General features: G+C 37.5%; 14 protein-coding genes. 5 read left to right on the forward strand and 9 right to left on the reverse strand.

Annotation, left to right across the window (positions count from 1 at the left end):
* Positions 1-174: 174 nt before the first annotated feature.
* On the forward strand, positions 175-2,853 hold the full coding sequence (gyrA, locus tag FJR04_RS08925; RefSeq protein ID WP_168493750.1) for a DNA gyrase subunit A: 2,679 nt from the start codon (positions 175-177) through the stop codon (positions 2,851-2,853).
* Between the two features lie 105 nt (positions 2,854-2,958).
* Positions 2,959-4,500 carry an apolipoprotein N-acyltransferase gene (lnt, locus tag FJR04_RS08930; RefSeq protein WP_168493752.1) on the forward strand — a complete coding sequence of 514 codons (1,542 nt, stop codon included), beginning with the start codon at positions 2,959-2,961 and terminating at the stop codon, positions 4,498-4,500.
* Here lnt and FJR04_RS08935 read toward each other — a convergent pair.
* The 9 genes from FJR04_RS08935 to psb28 form a co-directional block, all read right to left on the reverse strand.
* On the reverse strand, positions 4,471-5,463 hold the full coding sequence (locus FJR04_RS08935; protein WP_168493754.1) for a PleD family two-component system response regulator: 993 nt from the start codon (positions 5,461-5,463) through the stop codon (positions 4,471-4,473). The genes lnt and FJR04_RS08935 overlap by 30 nt on opposite strands.
* Before the next feature lie 147 nt (positions 5,464-5,610).
* Positions 5,611-6,075 carry a two-component system response regulator gene (locus FJR04_RS08940; protein WP_168493756.1) on the reverse strand — a complete coding sequence of 155 codons (465 nt, stop codon included), beginning with the start codon at positions 6,073-6,075 and terminating at the stop codon, positions 5,611-5,613.
* Between the two features lie 488 nt (positions 6,076-6,563).
* The gene (locus tag FJR04_RS08945) at positions 6,564-8,876 is read right to left on the reverse strand and encodes an NACHT domain-containing NTPase (protein WP_168493758.1); all 2,313 of its coding nucleotides are present in this window, start codon (positions 8,874-8,876) and stop codon (positions 6,564-6,566) included.
* A gap of 608 nt (positions 8,877-9,484) precedes the next feature.
* Positions 9,485-10,309, reverse strand: coding sequence for a tryptophan-rich sensory protein (locus FJR04_RS08950; protein WP_168493760.1), 825 nt, complete (start codon positions 10,307-10,309; stop codon positions 9,485-9,487).
* A gap of 6 nt (positions 10,310-10,315) precedes the next feature.
* Entirely contained in the window at positions 10,316-10,555 is a 240-nt protein-coding gene (locus FJR04_RS08955; protein ID WP_168493762.1) for a 2Fe-2S iron-sulfur cluster binding domain-containing protein, read from the reverse strand.
* A gap of 390 nt (positions 10,556-10,945) precedes the next feature.
* Positions 10,946-16,036, reverse strand: coding sequence for a hypothetical protein (locus FJR04_RS08960; RefSeq protein WP_168493764.1), 5,091 nt, complete (start codon positions 16,034-16,036; stop codon positions 10,946-10,948).
* Positions 16,006-17,343, reverse strand: coding sequence for an ATP-binding protein (locus FJR04_RS08965; protein WP_168493828.1), 1,338 nt, complete (start codon positions 17,341-17,343; stop codon positions 16,006-16,008). Before FJR04_RS08965 ends, FJR04_RS08960 begins: the two co-directional genes overlap by 31 nt.
* 134 nt (positions 17,344-17,477) lie before the next feature.
* Complete coding sequence (locus tag FJR04_RS08970; protein WP_168493766.1) at positions 17,478-17,993, reverse strand: molybdenum cofactor biosynthesis protein B; 516 nt, start codon at positions 17,991-17,993, stop codon at positions 17,478-17,480.
* Between the two features lie 63 nt (positions 17,994-18,056).
* A complete protein-coding gene (gene psb28, locus FJR04_RS08975; protein ID WP_168493830.1) occupies positions 18,057-18,392 on the reverse strand; it encodes a photosystem II reaction center protein Psb28 in 336 nt (111 codons plus the stop codon).
* Positions 18,393-19,015: 623 nt separating this feature from the next.
* Here psb28 and ovoA point away from each other — a divergent pair.
* The 3 genes from ovoA to FJR04_RS08990 all read left to right on the forward strand — a co-directional run bounded on the left by ovoA (position 19,016) and on the right by FJR04_RS08990 (position 22,638).
* Complete coding sequence (gene ovoA, locus FJR04_RS08980) at positions 19,016-20,392, forward strand: 5-histidylcysteine sulfoxide synthase (protein ID WP_168493832.1); 1,377 nt, start codon at positions 19,016-19,018, stop codon at positions 20,390-20,392.
* Between the two features lie 41 nt (positions 20,393-20,433).
* Complete coding sequence (gene egtD / locus FJR04_RS08985; RefSeq protein ID WP_168493768.1) at positions 20,434-21,411, forward strand: L-histidine N(alpha)-methyltransferase; 978 nt, start codon at positions 20,434-20,436, stop codon at positions 21,409-21,411.
* A gap of 111 nt (positions 21,412-21,522) precedes the next feature.
* Positions 21,523-22,638: a mechanosensitive ion channel family protein gene (locus FJR04_RS08990; protein WP_168493770.1), complete on the forward strand. Its 1,116-nt coding sequence runs from the start codon at positions 21,523-21,525 to the stop codon at positions 22,636-22,638.
* Positions 22,639-22,708: the final 70 nt, after the last annotated feature.

Genomic DNA, 22,708 nt, shown 5'->3' on the forward strand with positions numbered 1-22,708 from the left:
CTTTTCAGTTTCTAATTTACTATTTTTGGAGATTGGATAGTATTTGTGCTAATTGGGTGACAATATGTTAGAATTATAGCAAAATATGACAACTATTCAAAGTTAATTTGACATAATTTTGTATTTTGTCAAGTTGAAGGCTAAAATCTACATTTTTTTGGAGTTTTGGAGTTTATGACAACCTCACAGGAGAGGATTATCCCGACAGATTTGCGAGGTGAAATGTCGCGGTCTTATCTAGAATACGCCATGAGCGTAATTGTAGGTCGGGCGTTGCCAGATGCTAGGGATGGTCTTAAACCTGTGCATCGTCGCATCCTCTATGCTATGCACGAACTGGGTTTACTACATGATCGCCCCTTTAGAAAATGCGCCCGTGTGGTGGGGGAAGTCTTGGGTAAATATCACCCCCATGGTGACACGGCAGTGTATGATGCTTTGGTGCGGATGGCGCAGGATTTTTCCATGCGATCGCCTCTCATCAGTGGACATGGTAACTTTGGTTCAGTAGACAACGATCCTCCAGCGGCAATGCGGTACACGGAATGTCGCTTGCACGCCTTAACCAGTATTGCCCTCCTCCAAGATATTGAAGCTGAAACCGTAGATTTTGCTGATAACTTCGATGGTTCTCAACAAGAACCCACGGTTTTACCTTCCCGTATTCCCCAACTATTGCTAAATGGTTCTTCGGGAATTGCTGTGGGTATGGCTACAAATATTCCCCCCCATAACTTGGGAGAATTGATTGATGGGTTAGTAGCACTAATTCACAATCCCGAAATAACTGATATTCAGTTAATGCAGTATATTCACGGTCCCGACTTCCCGACTGGGGCGCAGATTTTGGGAGTCAGTGGCATTAAAGAAGCTTATACCACTGGACGCGGTTCGATTACCATGCGTGGTGTTGCCAACATTGAAACCATCGCCCAACGCAACCGTCCAGAACGGGAAGCCATCATCATCACCGAATTGCCTTATCAAACCAACAAAGCGGCATTAATTGAGAAAATTGCCGAATTGGTAAATGATAAACGCATTGATGGTATTGCAGATATCCGGGACGAAAGCGATCGCGACGGGATGAGAATCGTCATAGAATTAAAACGTGATGCCTATCCCCGCGTCGTTTTAAATAACCTTTATAAACAAACCCCTTTACAGGCTAACTTTGGGGCAAATATGTTGGCTTTAGTCAACAGTGAACCCCTCACCCTCAACCTCAAACGCTTCCTCAGCGTCTTCCTAGATTTCCGCATTCTCTCCATTGAACGCCGGACGCGCTACGAACTCCGCAAAGCAGAGGAACGAGATCACCTCCTGCAAGGATTATTAATTGCCCTATCACGGTTAGATGCAATTATTGTTTTAATTCGTCATGCACCAGACGCACCCACAGCCAAAGGTGAGTTAATTAACACTTATGGACTTTCGGAAGTACAAGCAGACGCAATTTTGCAAATGCAACTGCGGCGGTTGACAGCCTTAGAAGCTGATAAAATTCGCCTAGAACACGAAGATTTACAAGTTAAAATTGCCGACTTACTGGATATTTTAGCTAAACGGGAACGGGTGCTAGAAATCATTCAAACCGAAATCGCCCAAATCAAAACTAGCTTTGCCACACCCCGACGGACAGTAATTACCCATGGGGAAGGAGATATAGATGACATTGACTTAATTGCTAACGAAAAAGCAATTATTCTTGTCACCGAACAAGGTTACATCAAACGGATGCCCGTTAACACCTTTGAATCCCAAAGCCGGGCTACTAGAGGTAAAGCCGGGGCGAAAGTCAAAGATGATGATACCATTGAGCATTTCCTAACTTGCTGCGACCATGATAGTATCTTATTTTTTAGCGATCGCGGTGTCGTCTACTGCCTGAGAGCATATCAAATTCCCGTCAGTTCTCGCACCAGTCGCGGCACACCGATTGTGCAAATGTTACCCATTCCCAAAGAAGAAAAAATTACCTCCATTGTCCCCGTAAGCGAATTTAGCAGCGAAGAATACCTCGTCATGCTCACCAAAGGCGGTAACATCAAAAAAACCGTCCTCGAAGCATTTAGCCACATTCGCGCCAACGGATTAATTGCCATATCCTTAGAAGAAGGCGACCAACTGCGCTGGGTGAGACGAGCTAGAGTCGAAGACAGCATAATTATTGGTTCACGTCAAGGCATGGCCATTCACTTCCGCTGTACTCATGATCAACTGCGTCCCCTTGGTAGAGCCACTCGTGGTGTAAAATCCATGAAACTCAAGAATAAAGACGAACTTATCGGCATGGATATTCTACCAGCCGCTGTTCTTGATACCTTGGATTCTGTCATAGAAGCGGAAATAGAAGAAGGCGAAAATACCGTTGAAATCGCCGAAATCGAAAATAATGAAGAAATTGTAGAAACCGCCGAAATCGCTGAAATCGAAAATGTAGAAAATAGCGAAGAAATTGAAAATAGCGAAGAAATCGCAGAAGTCACCAATACCAACAGTATTGGACCCTGGGTATTAGTCATTACCATGGGCGGTTATGGTAAGCGTGTTCCTGTTTCTCAATTCCGACTCCAAAACCGTGCCGGACAAGGTTTAATGGCTACCAAATTCAAAAACCGCAAAACCAAAGACAAATTAGCCACCTTGCGAATTGTCAACAGCGACGAAGAAATCATGATGGCCACCAATCGCGGTATCATTATTCGTCAAGCGGTAAATGCCATTTCTATCCAATCCAGATCAGCCACCGGAGTCAGAGTTCAACGTCTAGACGAAGATGATGCCATTACCGGAGTTGCAATTGTTCCCCCCGACACAGGAGATAATGGAGAACTAGAAGAAGCAGAATAGACCATTCAAAATTAGACGTTTCTGAATTGAAGCATGAAACTCTCTGAGACTCTGCGCCTCTGCGTGAGACATACTCTTATTCAGCAACGTCTAAAATTAAACAAAATGATCAAACTCGGACAGCATAAGATTTCCAACCCCATCACCTATTACACCTTATCATTCATCAGTGGGATATTAATGGGGGCAACCGTCGCCCCTATTGGTGCATGGTTCTTAGCCTGGTTCTCACTAGCCCCTTTGTGGATATTAGTTATTAACTATACATCTAAAATAGATCCTTCCCCTAGACCCCTGCTCCTTGCCCTAATTTGGGGTATCGGTTATCACGGATTTGCTTTGTCATGGATTAGAGGGATTCATCCAATGGATTGGTTGGGTGTTCCGTGGTTGCCCAGTTTAACTATTACTCTCCTTTGTTGGGCATTTATTAGCCTTTGGGGGGGAATCTTAGTCTCTGTTTGGGCGGCTTTAATGGTGCGTCTAGATAAGGGAAACCCTTGGTTGCGTGTTCTAATTGGTACAGCCCTTTGGTGTGGTTTAGAAAGCCTCTGGAGTGTCAGTCCGCTTTGGTGGAGTTCTCTTGCTTACACTCAATCACCGCATAATATTGTAATTTTACATTTAGGGCAACTTTCTGGACCGAATGCTGTCACGGCGGTGATTGTGGCTTTTAATGGGTTAATTGCAGAATATCTCACGCAAAGGCGCAAAGGCGCAAAGGAAGAAAGAAATACTATTTATTTGGCTGTTTCGTTATTAATTATTTCTCATTTTGTCGGCTTTATTCTCTACACTGCACCCCTAAATTTAACCCCAAGTACGGCTTTGAAAATTGGCGTTATTCAAGGGAATATTCCTAATAAAATTAAGGTTCGTCCTGAAGGTTTGCGGCGGGCGATTACAGGTTATACGGAAGGATATTTAAATTTAACTAATCAAGGTGTGCAAGCTGTTTTGACACCGGAAGCGGCTATTCCTATTTTTTCTAGTAATTTATCCCAAACTGCTTTATTAGCTGCTATTCGAGAAAAGGGTGTAATCGCTTGGATAGGTGCTTTTGGGGAACAGGGAAGTAGTTATACAAATAGTTTATTTACGGTTCTAGGAAATGGGGAAGTTACCACTCGTTACGATAAATCTAAACTTGTTCCTTTAGGAGAATATATTCCTTTTGAAAATATTTTAGGTGGAATTATTCAACGTTTATCACCATTAGAATCACACCAAGTTCATGGTGCAGCTAATCAAACTTTTGATACCCCTTTTGGTAGGGTGATTGTGGGTATTTGTTATGAATCAGCTTTTGCAGAAAACTTCCGTTATCAAGCTTCTAGGGGTGGGAAATTTATTCTCAGTTCTTCCAATGATGCCCATTATACTGCGGCAATGGCAGATCAACATCATGCCCAGGATATCATGCGGGCAATTGAAACTGATAGGTGGGCTGTAAGGGCAACAAATACAGGCTATTCGGCATTTATTAATCCTCATGGGCAAACTATCTGGAAATCGGCTTATGATACCTATCAAAGCCATGCTGAAACTATTTATCCTCGTCAAACTCAGACTTTATATGTGCGTTGGGGAGATTGGTTGATGCCTTTATTATTGGTTTTATCTGCTGTGGCTTGGTTCGTGCTGTGATAATTTTGGCTCTGACGATCGCTCATTTACTCCTGGTAAGCTGCGATCGCGTCCAGCTACCTTTGCTTTATATAGCAATACATCCGCCGCCGCAATTATTTCGTGAAAACTAGAATTAGGTTGAGGAATTACTGTTGATAATCCAGCAGTTAAGGTGACATGAGAACTAACTTGTGAATTGTGATGAGGAATTGCCAATGCGCGTACAGCCAAGCAAATTTTCTCAGCTAGGTAAGCAGCCCCTTCTAGGTTTGTATCCGGCAAAATTACGGCAAATTCGTCCCCACCATAACGAACCACTAAATCAGCAGGACGTTGCACAACATCTTTGATAGTTTGAGCAATTTCATAAAGACAGCGATCGCCTGAAACATGACCATAAGTATCATTATAGGATTTGAAACAATCAACATCGCAGAGAATGAAAGAAATAGGCTGTTGTTCTCGAATTTGGCATTGCCATTCCAGGGACAAATACTCTTCAAACCGTCGCCGATTAGCCACTTGAGTTAAGTCATCAAGATTAACTAATAGTTTTAATTGTTGATTATCAGCAATAAGTTTTTGCTGTAACCGAGATTGCTCAATCGAATATCTTACCCGTTTTTGCAAAATTGGCCAATGAATGGGTTTGATCAAATAGTCTGTGACACCTACTTCAAATGCGCGGTCAATTGAATGTTGACTATCAATAACTGTAATCATAAAAACTGGAATGTACTTTTTAGATTCAACAGACAAAAAGTTTCGGCAACAATCGAACCCATCTAGCTCTGATATCAGGGCATCAATTATTACTAAATCAGGATGTAGGGTGTGAAAAATATTTATTGCCTCTATGCCATTTTGGGCTTCGGCTACTTGATATCCTTCTTGTTCTAGTACAAGTCGCAGTTCTTTCCGATAAAATGCTGCATTGTCAACAATGAGAATTAAAGGTTGGTCTCTTTCAGTAGCGTTCATTTTCATAACTGATATCATTAAAATGGTTTTTACATAAGCTGAAGACTTACGCAGAATTGAACTCAAAACCTGATTTCTGTGTAGGGGTAATTCCTGAATTACCCCTACTTCCGTTCTGTTTTGGTCAAGGTCTATTTTTCCTAGTCTTTATATTTGTACCAATAAGACATCTTTCTCTACTATTTGAGCATTTTCTTTACTAGTCCATAATAAGTTAACCACCATGATCATCAAGTGATCGATATCAAATGGTTTCAGTAAATATCTTTCAACCTCTATATCGGTAATTTCCTTAATTAAACTTGTGTTGCAAGTGGACGTAACAATAATGGGAATATCATTCATATTATTTGTTGCCATCAGACTTAATTTATTGAACAATTTGCTCACACTTTCACCTAAAAATCTAATTTCACAAATGATAATATTAGGAACAAACCAATGCAGGATTTCTAAAGCTCCCTTAATAGAGCTAGATACCATAACATTTGCACCAAAACCGGTTAAAAAAATACTATACAACAATCCGCTGTCGACATCGTTATCTACAACGAGTATCTGTACATTTTCGAGAATTGAAACCTTAAAAGGAGAGGAAATTCTAGTATCCATAATAAATCCTACAATCAAGTGTATTGAATAAGCTATTTTCAAGAATTAAATAGACATAGGAGTGAAAATTAAATATGCGTTTTCCATAACCCTTATAGAGACGTTCTATGGGTAGGGATTTTCGGCTCTACATCCTTTTTCACCAGATGTCTAATAGGGTTTGCTGATAGCGTAGCGTAAGCCATTTCTGGTCTTGTTTTTGTGTTTAATTCATCCAGCCCTACATAGGAGTTCTCCATTTTCCAAATAAAACTACCTACTCCTGTAGTATGATTTGGTGCTGTTTGATTTTATGAATGAATTGATGAATAACAACACAAAACTTATTCAAGATAATTTTAGGAACAATTTTAAGTAGGTGAACAGAAAAATTTAAAGGTATGTGAAGAAAAGTAAAATCGCCCAAAACTTCTTTACTCTTGCCTTTTGCCTTGCCATAGGTTACTGAGCGAAGTCGAAGTAACGACAATTTTTAACGCTTCACCTACTTATTGCCATTCTCGGTCTTCAAGTTCCTTCTGCGGTAACAATAAGGTAGCTTCAATTTCCTGTCTGATACCAGCCGTTACCTCACAATTACTATGCAGACAATCAAGTAATAATTGATTGGCATCATAGTAGCGTTGTAACACTTGCTGTTGGTCAGCACTAAACTGCCACTGGTGGTTAATATCGCGGTAGTTTGTTACCGTTAACCTTAACTGTTCAGCCCAGGCCGAATAGCTGGTTTTAAACCATAACTGAAACCGTTCTTGATTTTGGTTAGAATTGGGCAATTGCTCAGAGAGTTGTTGCAAAGATTTATAGAGTCCAAGATCCAGAACAATTCCCAGAATGTTCGAGAGTGCATCTGCACAAACATGGAAATGGGCAAAGTCTTGGCTCTTATCAATTGCACAGCCCACCAGCAGGTTATCTAAAGCCGCATCAAGAAACATCCCTTGATCAAGGCTACTGGCTAAAGCAAAATGAGGAGCTATGCGCGGAGTCCGACTCAAAGCCAGGTAAAATGCCCGCACTGCGGCATCTTTTGGTTGGGTGGGAATAGTGCGCGATTTTTGGCTGGCCCAGGTCAAAAACTCTTGTAAATAAGGGTCTTGGGCAACCAGAGCATCAATCTGTTGCTTCATCAACTGCACCAAAGAGTCTGCACTCCGAAGCATGGTAGCTGTTAATAAAAAGATTTCTCGCCAGTGCGGGTCCGTAATATGACTTACCAGTCCTTCTAGCGCCTGTTCTAATGCTTGGAGGTTATAGCTGGCAACGATTTTTCTGGCTGTGAAGTATTCTTGAAACGCCAGATAGGAGAAGGAAAAAATTCCCCGCGCCCGTTCTGCTAGTAGTCCGTGTTGAGATTCGATTGCCTTGAGCGCGGCTTCGCTTTCTATTTGCAGTTCATCTGCATCCATTGGCAGTTTGGTTAGGTTCTGAATATAGTCACCAATGTATTGCTCAATGATACGTTGCTCAAAAAAGTATTGACCTTTCTCAAATGTCGCTGCGGCAATTTGACTCAGTAATTTAAGCTTTTGTGGTAATAAAAATCCCCGATAAACGTCATCTCTTTCTACACCTCTAGCTTCATCCCATTTACCTAAGAGCAGGTCTAGACCTTGTTTATAAAAGTCAGTGCGCTTAGTTGGAAATTTTTCTTGACCGTGAAATACCCAACAGGCAAGATGTAGAAATAGGGGTGTGACAACAAGTTGGCGAAATTGCCAATTTTCAGCTAAGTCTAGTTTGTGAATAAAGTCAACGGACTGAATTTGACCATCTTCACTGTTGGTTTTGGTAAAGGCTACAAACCATTTTCGCGCGAAGGCTCGGATTTGTTCTGAGGTAAACGGGGCAATTTCCACATCAGTAAAACCCCTCAGTCTGAGTCTTTGTGCTGCTGTTCGACAGGTGGCTACCAAATGATTTTTGTGATACTTCTCTGAAAATCTGCGAATTTCGCTTAAGACAGCATTACTTTGTTGGTTAAGAACTTCATCCATACCATCAAGTAATAGTAAAACTCTACCCGCATTGAGTACGGTTTCTAGAACTGCGAGATCGGCAATCCCAGATGTCATAAACTCCCGATGGATATAATTTAAGAGGCTGAATTCATCGGAGATTTTAGATTCTTCCGCAAAATTTCTGAGTGTGATGAAGATTGGCACTTGATTGGCGGCAAATGCACCTTGGTTGCACTGAATAGCGAGATGTTGCAAAAAAGTGGTTTTACCTACTCCTGGTTTGCCTAGTACCCTCAGCTTAGAGTATGTTTCCACTGCTTCTATCCCAGATATCTGTCTTTGGTTAGTTTCACCTAAGCCAAAACGGTCAAATTCTTTGGGATCAAGGTTTTGCAGTTCAGTGATTTCTAAATACTGTTGACTGGCAATTTCTTCCAGAATATTTAAATCTATGTATATGTCATTAATCGCCACAGGACGACTAATATCCAATAACTGCAAAATGCCGCATTGGTCTTGAATTTTGTCAAAACGTTGCGATCGCACTTGTTCCACTAATTTATCAATATCCGGCAGAGAAGACTGGGTGGATTCTTCTCTGTCTATAAATTCTGCTGGGGGTTCGACAGCAATCTCTCGCCAATCTAGTTCTAATATCGAACAAATTTCAATAAATGTTAGTCGCTCAATTGGTTGTCCACTAAAAAACCGCCAAATCGGTTGTCGAGTTTTTAAGTTGACTTCAACAGACAAATTTTCCTGCGTCCACCCCTTGCGCGCAAATGCTATTTTAGCCTGTTGAATTCCCGTAGATGATGCCTGGAGCGATCGCTTCGCCATAGGATAAAAATCTGCGCCTCTAAGTTTTAAATCTAATTTTTAATAACAGGTTGCACTATTAAATTTTTTTGTCCTCTTAAAAGCCTACCCTATTAATCTTATACAAAATATCAGAATATTCCCTCTTTTTTTAAGTTTTGTGACAAAATCAAACATTATACATTCATATTATACATCTCAATCTTTTGTTAATACTTTAACTCCAACATTGATCTGTAATGCTATAGAAGTACCAATGGAAAATTCACTGATGAATAATTACTTACCCAGTTATTCTACTTGTATTAATAGATATAGCAATTCCCATTTTAGTGAGGTGCAAGAAAAAAGAATTAACCGCAGATGGAAGAGGATAAACGCAGATGAACGCAGATAATTTTGTACCTTGTTAGACTAAGAAATGCTATGTCACCTCAATATAACTTTTGAATGAATTCAAAAGTTATTGTTCCAGAAACTGGCTAATTTTTATCTATCAAACTTACATAAAAAGTCAGAGATCCTTATCAATTCACAAAATATATAAAATCATGAAAATCACTGAATTAACTGATATATCAAGGGGTTCTGGAAGAATAAACAAACACAAGAACGTAGTAATAAAACTCTTACTCTCTGTGCCTCTGCGTCTCTGCGTGAGGTAAATTCATACCTTTAATGATGGCCACAAAAACCAGCATAACCGCCAAAAATATCGCAAAATTCCGCAATACATCAATATTACTATGTTTAACAGCGATTCCTGCGGAGCGCTTCGCTATCGCTATTAATGCCCAAACTGTCACACCAGCATAAGCAATATCCTTGTACCTAAACACAATCACAGCCGCAATTGCAGTGGCTATCACCAGCAAAATAATCGTCCATACCTGATTATTAATTCCCCCACCATTCCAACCATAAAAATACAGCGCCGAAGCGACATTCACCACAGTTGCGACACTAATCCAACTCAGATAAATACTAATAGGATAATGTAAGCATAACTTTTTAGTTCGAGATACACGCTTTTTTCCAATTCCTAAAAGATGATAAGTAACCATCAACGGTACTAAAATACCTAACATGGCCACGACAGAAAGGGTAAAAAGTCTCGATAAAAATAAATATACCCAAATACTTTGAAAAACAGAAGCAATAACTAACAAATATCCTACTTTTCGTAAATCTTCATCCTGTTTTTGATTAGGTAGAACTTGATAAATTGCTAAAGCAAATAATCCTAAATAAATCAGTCCCCACACAGCAAAAGCATAATTAGCGGGGATAACTAAGACATCTTGAAATAAAGTGTTAGAAATTGCCCCTATACTCAGTCCATTTAGTGGAAAAATATTGGAGACAATATTCACCACAAAAGCACCAACAATAGCCACTAAAGTAGCTATTTGTCGAATAAAATCTTGGTTGTTGTGAGAGGTTGATTGTTGCATAGATCATTACCAAGTTGGATCACTAAAAAGATGGATAGTTAATTTCTCTTTTCCCGGTGGAACTGCGGTAATACAAGCCCGAACAATTTCCCCATCATCTAATTCTACCGTACAAGCGTGGCAAGTTCCCATTAAACAACCAGTAGGAATGGATACCCCAGCCCTTTCTGCTACATCTAACAGCGGTTCTCCTACTTCAGCATTAACAGTAATATCATCAGGTAAAAAATTAATTTGCATAGTCATTTTTCAGTTTTAATTTGTTAATTACGAATTATGTCATCCCAACTTTATTAGGACTTACGCAAAATATCTCTGAAACCCTCTTTTCTTCGTTCCTTCGTGGTTCGTTCTTTCGTCAGGGGAAACGCATCTAAATCTTATTGACAAAATACCGTTTTAATGTATAAACCAAGAAATCCCTATTTATCGTTTGATTGATTTTTTCAGGATCATAGTGATGGACTAAAATATTGTCAATAAGTGGTCGTTAATGCGAATATTTTGGTCATTATTGAGATTGAATCGCCCTTATTGATAAGATGCGTTTCCCCTGGTTCTTTCGTGACTTGTGCGTAAGTCCTGTTTATATAAAGCTGCATAAAACAAACCCTGTAGAAACGTTCCTCATCTTCCCTAATCTTTTTTACATAAAGTGTGATAATTTTGCTCACGGTAGGCATCTTTTCTATTAATGTTTAAATTGTGTAGCAAATAATCCTTTAATATAGTGCAATTATTTTTCAGTAAATTTTCTAATGTAATATCTGACAAATTCCGCAAAATGATATTCCCTTTACCACTACCAGCCCCTAACATTTTACCATCAGGACTAAAACTGACACTAGTTAATTCCTCTTCATCACCTTTTAAAGCCATTAGTAAAGTACCTTCTTGATCCCACAACCTGATTTTATTATCACTGCTTACCGCCAGCATTTTACCATCAGGACTAAAGTTAACACTAATAAAACCATCACCATATCCCATTAGTGTTTTTTTCAATTGGCCATTTTGATTCCAAATTTTCACTGTACTATCCAGACTAACTGAAGCTAAAACATCACCATTAGGCGACCAGGCTACACCGTTGACTCTCCGAGTATGACCAATGATATCTTTAACTAGATTGCCATCACTTGTCCATAGTTTCACCAGTTTGTCATCACTAACTGACGCTAATAATTTACCATTAGGACTAAAACTTACCCAATTAACAGCATCAGTATGACCATGTAAAGTTTTTAGTAATTTACCATGGCGATTCCATAATTTAATTGTTTTATCCTTACTAGCAGAAGCTAAAATATTACCATCAGGAGACCATGATACAGCTAGAACAGCATCAGTATGACCCTGTAAAGTTTTTAGTAATTTACCATTGCGATCCCATAATTTTACTGTTTTATCCTTACTAGCAGAAGCTAAAATACTCTCGTTTCTATCAGCTTCTGGGTGGATAGGAGACCAGGCTACACCCCAAACTTGATCATTATGACCTGTGAGTATTCTGAGTAATTCACCATTTTGATTCCAGATTTGGATTGTTTTATCTCGACTTGCACCAGCGATCGCACTATTATCAGCACTAAAACTAATACTTGTTACCCAATCATTATTAACTTGGGGATTACGTAAAATTAAGCGATCCCAACGCCAGAGGATAATAGTTTTATCCCTCCCAGCGGAAGCTAAAGTGAGACCGTCAGGGCTGAAATTAACGCTATTTACCCAACTATTATGTCCTTGCAGAGTTCCTAGTAAATTACCATCAAGACTCCAAAGTTTTACAGTTTCGTCCATACTAGCAGATCCGATGGTATTACCATCAGGGCTAAAATTGACGCTGATCACACCACCGCTGTGGCCAGAAAGAGTTTTGAGTAATGTCCCTTCCCGACTCCATAATTTGATTTTTTTATCTAAACTTCCAGAAACAAGAATCTGACTATCACCAGACCAAGCTACAGCTAAAACAGCATCTTCATGGGCTGGTAAAGTCTTTAATAATTGACCTTCTCGACTCCAAAGTTTGATTGTTTTATCAGCACTGCTAGAAGCAAGAATTTCACCATCACTAGACCAAGCTACAGCTAAAACAGCATCTTCATGACCTGGTAAAGTTTTTAATAATTGACCTTCTCGACTCCACAATTTTATGGTTTGATCTGTACTTGCAGATGCAATAATTTGACCACTAGGATGAAAACTAACACTATTTACAATAGATGTATGATCTAGTAAAGTTTTTAATAATTGACCTTCTCGATTCCAAAGTTTGATTGTTTTGTCTTGACTAGCAGAAACTAGGATTTGACTATCAGGACTGAAACTCACACTATTTACCACATCGTCATGGCCTGATAAAGTGTTAATTAAAATACCATCAGGACTCCAAAGATTAATTGTTGTATCTGCACTAGCTGAAGCTATCAAAGATTTATCTGCACTAAATATCACCATTTTTACAGCAGATAAATGACCCTCCAAACGGTTACGTTCTTTAACTCCATATACCGCTTGATAGAGTGCTGTTAGGACTTTTTCCTTAGTAGAAGTATTTATCCATAGAGTTTTTTCTAATTTCTTTCCTGCTTTTAAACTTTCTTTTAAAGCATCAATACCTTTTTGAGAAGCAAATAAAGCTTCACTAGATGCGCTGAGAGTTTTCATTTCACTATCTGTGGCTGTAATCACAGAAATAGTTAAACCAAAAATAGCAACAATACAAGCTGTTAAAGCTAATTTTAGAGCAATATTTAATCTGGCTGCACTTAAACGTTGTTTTTCTTGACTATCAGCTAGTTTAGAAGTTAACTCTTTTTCTTTGAGTTCTGTTCGCAAATGTTCAATTTCTATTTGACTTTTTTCTTCGCGCTTGCGTAATTCTTTGAGTTCTGTCAGTAAATCATCTCCTTCTTGGTGAGTATGGACTAAGGTAACATCGTTCTGAGTTTTTCTTAATTCATTTTTGAGACGTTCTATTTCTTGATAACTATTTCTGACTTTATCTCGTAATTTATTAATTTGGGTTTGTAATCCAGATTCCTGTTGTTGTAGGTAACGAATTAAGTCTACTAAATAATCATGAATTAATTGATATCGTTCAGGAATATTAGGAAATAAAACAACTAAACCTGAACGAACCAAAATATCTAAAATTAAATCTAACTTACTAGGATCTTCTAATTCTGATAGTTCTGAAGTTAACTCTGCCCGCGTTTTAAAAGGTCTTTTATTACTATCGTCTGTTAATAAGTATAACACGAGGAGAGCCGCCCGTTCATTTTCTTGCCCACATTCTTTAATTAATTCTTTGATATATGTTTGAATTAACTTATTTGGTCTATATGGTTGATATTGGGCAAGAGTAGTAATATATTTATCTTGTAATTGTGCGCCTGCTAATTGTAATTCTATGGGACGAACTTCACCAAGTTCTGAAGACAAATCAGCAACGAGGGCATCAATTAAAATCGGTTCTAATTTGAGTTGTGATTCCTGGTGTAGTCCATGAGAACGTTCAGTTAATTTTTGAATAATTTTTCTAGCATTTTGGGGAGAAAAGTTATTAAGTTGATAACGAATATTTTTGTCAAGAATATTATTATTAATGGCTTCAATTGAGGAAAGATGTTTAAAGTCTAGTAATCTATGTAAATAATCTTCGCGCAGAGTCAGAATAACTTTCACAAAAGATATACTTAAACAGTCACTGATAAATTTATCAAATTCTTGTTTTTCATGACCGTCTGTATAACCAAAGAAAAATTCTTCAAACTGGTCAAAAATTAAAACTGTAATTAAATGATTATCGGCATTTTCTCGGAGTTGTTGAAGAATAATATCAATAGTTGCGGGTGTAGAAATATCAGAGAGAGATTCTGTTTCAATAGCTACTGTTTTCCGCAATTGCAACATGGCTTTTGTGAAAGACTTCCCTAATTCTCCCAACCAATCTGTATATACTTGTAGGACAACTGGTACGGCAATTTGATCACCTATAGCACGGTTTTGCAGTGCGGGAACTAAGCCAGCAGTGACAATAGAACTTTTACCGACACCTGATTGTCCATGAATAACTATCAACTTTTGGTCAGCACGGCTAATTCTGCCAATTAAGTTATTAACATCGTGTTCTCTCCCGGAAGCGGCAATTTCTAAAGCTATACTATTATTGCCGAATGTAGAGGTTAAAGTAGAGTTGGTGGCTTGTCTTTGGGGTTGTAAACGCCCTGCACCAATGAAGGCACAAAAACCATATTGTTGTTCTACTGAACGGAGTTTTTGTCTAATAATATAGGCTTGAAGATAAAAGCCAGCTTGAAAGTATAAGGATCTCAGAATTTGTAATAAGCGAATATAACGATGGGCATCATATTGATGTTCACTACTTTCTAAAGCTAATGATAGTTGTTGAGATGCTGTATTGATATATTCTTCTGCTACTGTTGCTTGATTGAGATTATTTAATGCTTTAGCTACGGTTAATAAATAAATTTGTTCTAATATTAGAGGAAATAAATAATGATATAATTGCTGCTGATTTTGTGCTTCTTCTAGTTGTAATAGTGATATATGTGCTAGGATACTCGCCTGCATCCAGCGTGCATTATAAACAGCTACCTGTGCTAAAAAACCATAATCACAAGCTAATTGAATTTTACTGCCATATACTTGATGTAATTCTAGAGATTTTTGAGAGACAACTTGTAATTCTTTCCAAGCTTTTAAGTTATATAGAACTTCTGATAACTGACTAATGAAGTCTGAGACTAAATCTGTCCTTTCCGCAACTTCAAATGTTTGTAAAGACTGCTGAATATATGTTTTAGCTGATTGCCAATATCTTTGACTGGTTCTTTGGTTTTGTTCGGCGAGACGACAACAACATAATCCAATGTAAAGTTGTAAAATCGCCTGTTTTAAAAGATAATTTTCAGATTGATCCGAAAATTCTATACCAATGAGTTTTTCTTGGTGATTCCAAAATTGCAAACTTTCTTGAAAGTTATTTAAAGCTGAATTAATGCGATCGCTGACATAATCATCTATGCCAAAAATAAACTTTAAACTAGCATTTAATTCTGCTTCTATTCTCATCCCCCGATTATGTAATTCTTTAATTGCATAATGGAGTTGTTCGCTACTGATCCATATTTGTTCTATGTTGACATAATTATTTTGAGTATGCTTGCTTTGTAAAACTCTAGTAAATAAATCATTGGTTTCTTGTTGCAAAAATTCTAGCAACCCCATAGAAGTCATTTCAAATCTAATTGGTGTAGCAGCCCAACTAGCAAAATCTGGAGATAACCGCAGGATTTTTTGTAAGACTTCATCATTTACCCACAAAATCATGGGGATTTGATAACATTTGCGAAATTCATCGCGGACTTGATTCATGGAACGAAGGAGATCATCTATGCCATGAACTGACTCAAACCCCATGATCATTAATCCAGTGGGTTGATTAATGATGAGTTGTGATTGAATTGTGGTATATAAACTTGTAGTATTTTTGGCTAAGGTAATACTTTGGATACTCTCATTTCCCCAGCCCATAGCTGTTAGTTGTTCCAGTATTACCTGACGCAAAAATTCGTAGTTACAGCACAGTAAGATAACTGAAAATTGATTTTTAGAAAAGGTGATTGCTCTTTCTAAACTACGCAAAGACTGTTGATTTGCAGCGATTATGTCACCTGCTTGCTGTCTTTTAACCATAATTTAAATTTCTCTGTTTCTGCTAAAACGGGGTTCAGTGCAAACCAAACTCCTTGGTGATCGCGATATTCAAATACGAATAAACTGCGTAATAAAATATCGTACTCTACGTTGCCTTTAACTCGCTGGTCTTGGATCACATGAAAGATTAATTCACTCTCATCCAGATCAATGGCGTTAGCACGATAGTCTCTTTGTCGTTGGATCACTAGTTCTACGCATTTCCGATCAAAGGGTGGATCTTGTTCTCGTAAACAATCAAATAGTAGTCCTAATAAGTCGCGGACATGACCACCACTAATGAGACATAAACGATCTAAGGTTTCGGAATTATCAAATAGTTGGGTAATTAAGTTGAGACGATCTGTTGATGAGATGTCAGGAAATGCTCTTGCTAATACCATTTGTCGCATTAATCCGAGTCCTTCTATGTTAATTTCTCCAGTCCGTTGACGGACGGGAATCATTGGTAATACTTTGGGTGCGACTCCACCACCTAAACGATGTTGGAGTTCGGCGCTATCATTAGAAAATGTTAAGGCTAAGGGAATTGTGTAAACTATATGGCAATTAAGTTTGCGTAGTTGTTCCCCGCGATCAATGAATAAGTATTCGGGGAGCGATCGCCCAGAAGGTAAGGGACGAATAGCAACTCTATCTAAGTTATCTACTATTACTACTAATCCTTTTTTACCCCTAGCTTTGAGTTCTACATTGGCGCGATCTAAAAGTTCTTTATTAATTGATTGGAGGATATTTTCTGTTCGTGGTTCTAAATAGTCTCTTAATCGTCTGCGTAACTGTGGACTTTCTTTGGTTTGAGCCGTAATTTTGGCAATACCTACTGATAATTCGGCTTCTAACCCCAATTCTATGGGTGTTTGCAAAAAATCTACTACCTCACTAAATAATTTAGTGAAGTAAGTAGGTTGGACACGAAGTTTCATCGCTTCCAAATTTTCACTGACTAGACCAGCGATCGCTAATAAAATATCTGTAATATCTATATCCACCATTTCTAAAACATGGGTGGACTCGAAATAGACAACATGAAAATTTTGGGCTTCTAATTCTGCTTTAAGCCGTAACAGTTCTGTGGATTTTCCACAACCTAAATGACCTGTAAATAATTGACAAGTTGGTGTATTCGGGGAAATTCTGGTAATAGTCCGCAGCAAAGCTTCAATGATTTTACCACCACGAACTGAAGCAAAATCAATATAATACATCCGGTCGTCTACATTTTCAATCATCAACGGACGGGAAGGATTACAGGCTTGATAAAATCTTTCTAGGTTAAGAAGCATAAAAATCAATTCACGCTGTAATGGTAGTGACATAATCTGTCATATTCTCTTTACAGTGCAGAATTAGACTTATCCGCAATAACTAGGTATAGAAAAATGGCTAATTTTCTTTTTTTTCTTCAAAAACCTATATTTCAGACTTCTTTCGGGAAATTTACCTGTTTGACTAAGTGTACCAACTCCGGTAATATCAGCTTTTCCATACCTAGTCGCACAGCGTTACTAGAACCGGGAAGCGAAAAAATGATTTTATTTTGATACACACCTGCTACAGCACGAGAGGCGATCGCTCGTGAACCAATTTCTTGATAACTTAAAAACCGAAATAATTCCCCAAATCCCGGTAAAATCTTCTCTAATAACTTTTCTAAAGCATCATAAGTAGTATCTCTGGGCGCAATTCCCGTTCCCCCATTCAAAATTACAGCCTGAATCTCAGCATCATTCCCCAAAACTTCCATTTGGGTTTGAATTTCTCTAGGTTCATCTTTAATAATCTGATACAATGCCACTGTATGATCAGCCGCTAAAAGTAGCTCTTTAATTAATTGACCACTTTTATCTGTGTCAGGGGAACGGGTATCACTAACAGTAATCACCGCGCAACTTACAGAAATTTTCTGCTTATTTGGATGTGGTTGAAATTCCATAGGTTTTTGCGTTTGAGCCAATGACCAATGACCAATGACCAATGACCACTGACTGCTAATTAATTAAGATTTGCTCAATCCTAGTCCATTATCCTCAGCGTAGCGATTCATAAACCGCATAAAGCGTTCCCATTCATCATTCGACTTCATCACATAGACTGCTTCTAAGGATTCTGGCTTACCGTTGACAAATTTACCTTGAACTTCACGAATAACAATTTCCCCTTCTTCGTCAATCAAGTACATTCCGGTAACTTCATCTTTTCCATCTTGTGCCAAAATCTGCGGATTGGTGAAAACAAATGTTGCTGTACCACTTTCACCTTTTTTCGCTCTCGTCAATCGAACATCTGGAACTACTGTTTCGTCAATACCTCTAGCAAACTGAATTTTCGCCATGATGAGTAAACTTAAATTTTTGTGATCATTCTGTAATATTCTCTCATCATAGAGCAATTTCCTCGCAGGCATTTTAGTGAGGGTAATTAAATCTAGTTCAAAATTTTGATACAAACACCGTTTATAAGCTACGGTATTAATACTGCTAATAAATATATTTATCAATATAATCCCTTAGTATTACAGCATGGCGTAAGCCATACAAACTCAATACATCTTAATATTCTTTCTTTTCTTTTCTTTTCTTTTCTGTTCCCTGTTCCCTGTTCTTGCACTCACGGTATTTCCGTTGTCAAGGGTGTAAGTGCCAATTTCCCTGTTCCCCGTTCCCTGTTCCCCGTTCCCTGTTCCCTGTTCCCTGTTCCCTGTTCCCTGTTCCCTGTTCCCTGTTCCCTCTCTCAACGAGTGAATTTAATTTTGTCCGACTACTTAATACTCTGTGATCAGGGAAAAATGAAAGTAATTGTTAGATAAATAATTATATCTTAACTTTTCTTTAGCTAAAATGCCAAAATAGTTAAATTTTGGTTAAATATGAAAAACCATTACCAATGTAGGGTATTTAAAAATATATAGATTAAAACTTGAATAATCGCTTTGCTGGTAGAACTCTAGATAACCCCATGAAAACAATTAGCAAATATCATCAAATCCCATCTTCTGATATTCCTAGACTTAATCATTGTCATCAGCAAATTCTACTTAACTATTTTGAAAATTCTTGGAATTTAGAAGAAACACTGTTCCAAAGTTTAATTAATGAAGACACATTTTACTTAAATCCTGACCCTTTAAGAAATAAATTAATTTTTTATCTTGGTCATTCCGCAGTTTTTTACATCAACAAATTAATTCATGTTGGTTTACTCGCAAATCGCATTAATCCCCAATATGAAATCCTCTTTGAAATTGGCGTTGATCCAGAAACACCAGCAGAACTAGAAACTGCTACAAAAGATATCATCTGGCCTGATATTTCTCAAGTTTGGGAATACCGAGAAAAAGCCAAAGCCGAAATTACTAAAGTTCTTGAAAATACTCCCTTAAATCTGCCTATTAATCAAGAATATCCCCTTTGGGCTTTATTAATGGGAATAGAACACAGTCGCATCCATTTTGAAACCTCATCTATGCTACTGCGTCAACTACCTGTTGATAAATTAAAGCGTCCCCAAGACTGGAATTATGCCCCTACAAATGGGAAAGTTCCTGATAATCAAATGAGAGAAATTCCCGGTGGTGTAGTTAAATTAGGTAAAAAAGAAAATGATTTTACTTTTGGTTGGGATAGTGAATATGGTAGTTTAGAAGTTGAAGTAAAACCTTTTTTAGCAAGTCAGCATTTAATCACCAATGGCGAATTTTTAGAATTTGTGAAAGCTAGTGGTTATGAAAATGCAGATTATTGGAATGTTGAATCTTGGAACTGGAAACAACTATATAATGTCCAACATCCAAAATTTTGGATACTCGAAAATAACGGAAAATATCGCTATCGAGCCACATTTGATGAGATGGATTTACCTTTAGATTGGCCTGTAGAAGTCAACTATTATGAAGCAACAGCTTACTGTGCTTGGAAAGGTAAACAACAAAATAAAAACCTGCGTTTAATAACAGAAGCTGAATGGAATCAAGCCCTAAAGATATCAGAAGAATTTTCTGAACAAAATAATTTAGACAATAACTATAATCTCAACTTACAATTTATTTCACCTTCTCCCGTAGGGATGTTTTCAGCAAATCATAAATCTGGTATTTTTGACTTGCGTGGTAATGTTTGGGAATGGTTAGGAGATACATTTTACCCCTTACCAGGATTTCAAACTCATCATCTTTATGAAGACCAATCTGCACCTTTTTTCGATGGTAAACATCAAATGATGCTCGGTGGTTCTTGGGCTACAAATGGTACAATGGCGTTACCTTGTTATCGTAATTGGTTTCGTCCCTATTTTTATCAGCACGTTGGTTTTAGAATTGCTGAAAGTTTTGATTAAATATCTTTTTGATCACGCAAATTCACAGAGAGGATTTAGAAATGATTGCTCAACCTTTAACAGTTTTAGATCATCATTATCAAGAATTGAGAGACGACGGGGAAGATGTGATTAAGGGGTTAAGTAAAAACCCCAAGACTTTATCTCCCAAATATTTTTATGATGATCATGGTTCTCAACTTTTTGAAAAAATTTGTGAGTTACCAGAATATTATCCCACACGCACAGAAGCCTGGATTTTACAACAATATGCTGATGAAATTGCGACAATCACAAATTGTTGTGAATTAATAGAATTAGGTAGTGGGAGTTCTACTAAAACTCAAGCTTTATTAGATGCTTATCAAAAAATAGCTGATTCTTGTAGATATCTTCCTATTGATGTCAGTGGAGGTATTCTCAAAACCAGCGTTTTACAGTTACAAGAAAAATATCCTGACATTGATATTCATGGGTTATTAGGAACTTATGAACAAGCATTAGTGCATCTAGAATCAAATTATTTACAATCAAGAATGTTGTTTTTCTTGGGAAGTTCTTTAGGGAATTTTAACCCAGAAGAATGTGATATTTTCTTAAATCAAGTTTCTCGCACTTTACAAACTGGAGATTACTTTTTACTAGGTGTAGATTTACAAAAACCCAAGGATATTTTAGAAGCAGCTTATAACGATAGTCAAGGTGTGACTGCTGCTTTTAATTTGAATATGCTTTCTCATTTGAATTGGCGTTTTCAAGGTGATTTTGATATCAATTTGTTTAAACATCAAGCCATTTATAATCAGGTAGATAATCAAATTGAAATGTATCTCCATTGTCAAAAAAATCATTTAGTATCTTTAGAAGCATTGGATTTAAAGGTTTCTTTTGAAGAGGGAGAAAGTATTCTCACAGAAATTTCCCGTAAGTTCGATTTAGCAACTATGGAAAAACAATTGCAAAGTAAAGGATTAAAAACTGTGAAAACTTGGACAGATGAAAAAGGGTGGTTTGGATTGATTCTTTGTCAACTTAAATGAGTTTTGTGTCAGTATTCAGAAACCACAATTAAAAATATTTGTAAATTTCTGAATGCTGATAATTTTCTCATGTTATAAAATCAACAAACTCAAATATCTATCAGGGTAAATATGGAAGCTATCTGGAACGCGCTCAAAAGTATTGACTATTCTAATTTTCCCATTGCGAAAATTGCTGCTGTAGTTGTCATTCTGACGCTGACACAGACATTAAGAAGATTTGTTCTGGCAGTGATCATTAAAACCATTGAAAATTTTACTAAGAAAACAGAAACTACCCTTGATGATGAATTAATTGCTATTATTAAGCCAGCTTTAAATTGGCTAATTCTCATTGGTGGATTTTGGCTGATTAAGGAAATTCTTACAGAGGAATTAGGTTCTCAATTAAGTGAGACAATTAGTAGAATTTTAAACTTAATAGTTCTCTTTATCGTTGCCTATGTTGTTTATCGCAGTTCTTCAATCTTAGGTCAACTAATTGCTAACGTTGTACTACAAACAGAAACTGAGCTTGATGAATTGCTCAGACCTTTGATGCCGAAAATTTTTCAATCAATAGCAATTATTGTATTAACAATTAAAATCAGTGAAATATTTTTAGGACAATCAGCAGCAGCACTTGTGGGTTTACTTGGTGGTGCTGGTATCACGTTAGGGTTACTCTTCAAAGACATTGTTTATGATTGGTTTTGTACAATTATTATCTACTCTGATAATCTGTATCGAGAAGGTGATTGGGTGGGAATATCAGGAGTAGATGGTTTTGTCCAGATTCTCAGTATTGGATTTAGAACCACAACACTGCATATAGCTAAGTGGGGTTCAATTATAAAAATGCCCAATTCTCGCATGATTTCTGGAATTGTCGAAAATTGGTCACAAAATCCAGGGGAAGAATTAAAGTGGGGACTGAATTTAATTCTCAAAATTGATGGTATTTCCGCAAAGCAAACCGGGAGAATTTGTGATGCTATTCAACAAATACCAACATCTATTCCTGGCTTTTCTCCTAAGTGTACAGTACGTTTCAAAAATATTGAAAAGAATGCCAGAGTTATTGAACTTATGGCATTTGTTAATGATGATAATCTCTACTTTGATGCTGAGAAAAACTTAAATTTAGCCATCTTGGAACTTTTAGAACAAGAGGGTATTGATTCTCTGTATGTAGAGTTGAGAACAGAACCAGAAAAATATAAACCGATGCAAAACAGCAACAATTAAAAAAGTTCAGAATAGATATACCCGAATTCTTTGAGGATTTGGGTATTTGGGTATCATGAAAATGCGAAAA

Origin of the sequence: Anabaena sp. UHCC 0204, assembly GCF_009711975.1 — a bacterium.
Taxonomy (GTDB): Bacteria; Cyanobacteriota; Cyanobacteriia; order Cyanobacteriales; family Nostocaceae; genus Dolichospermum.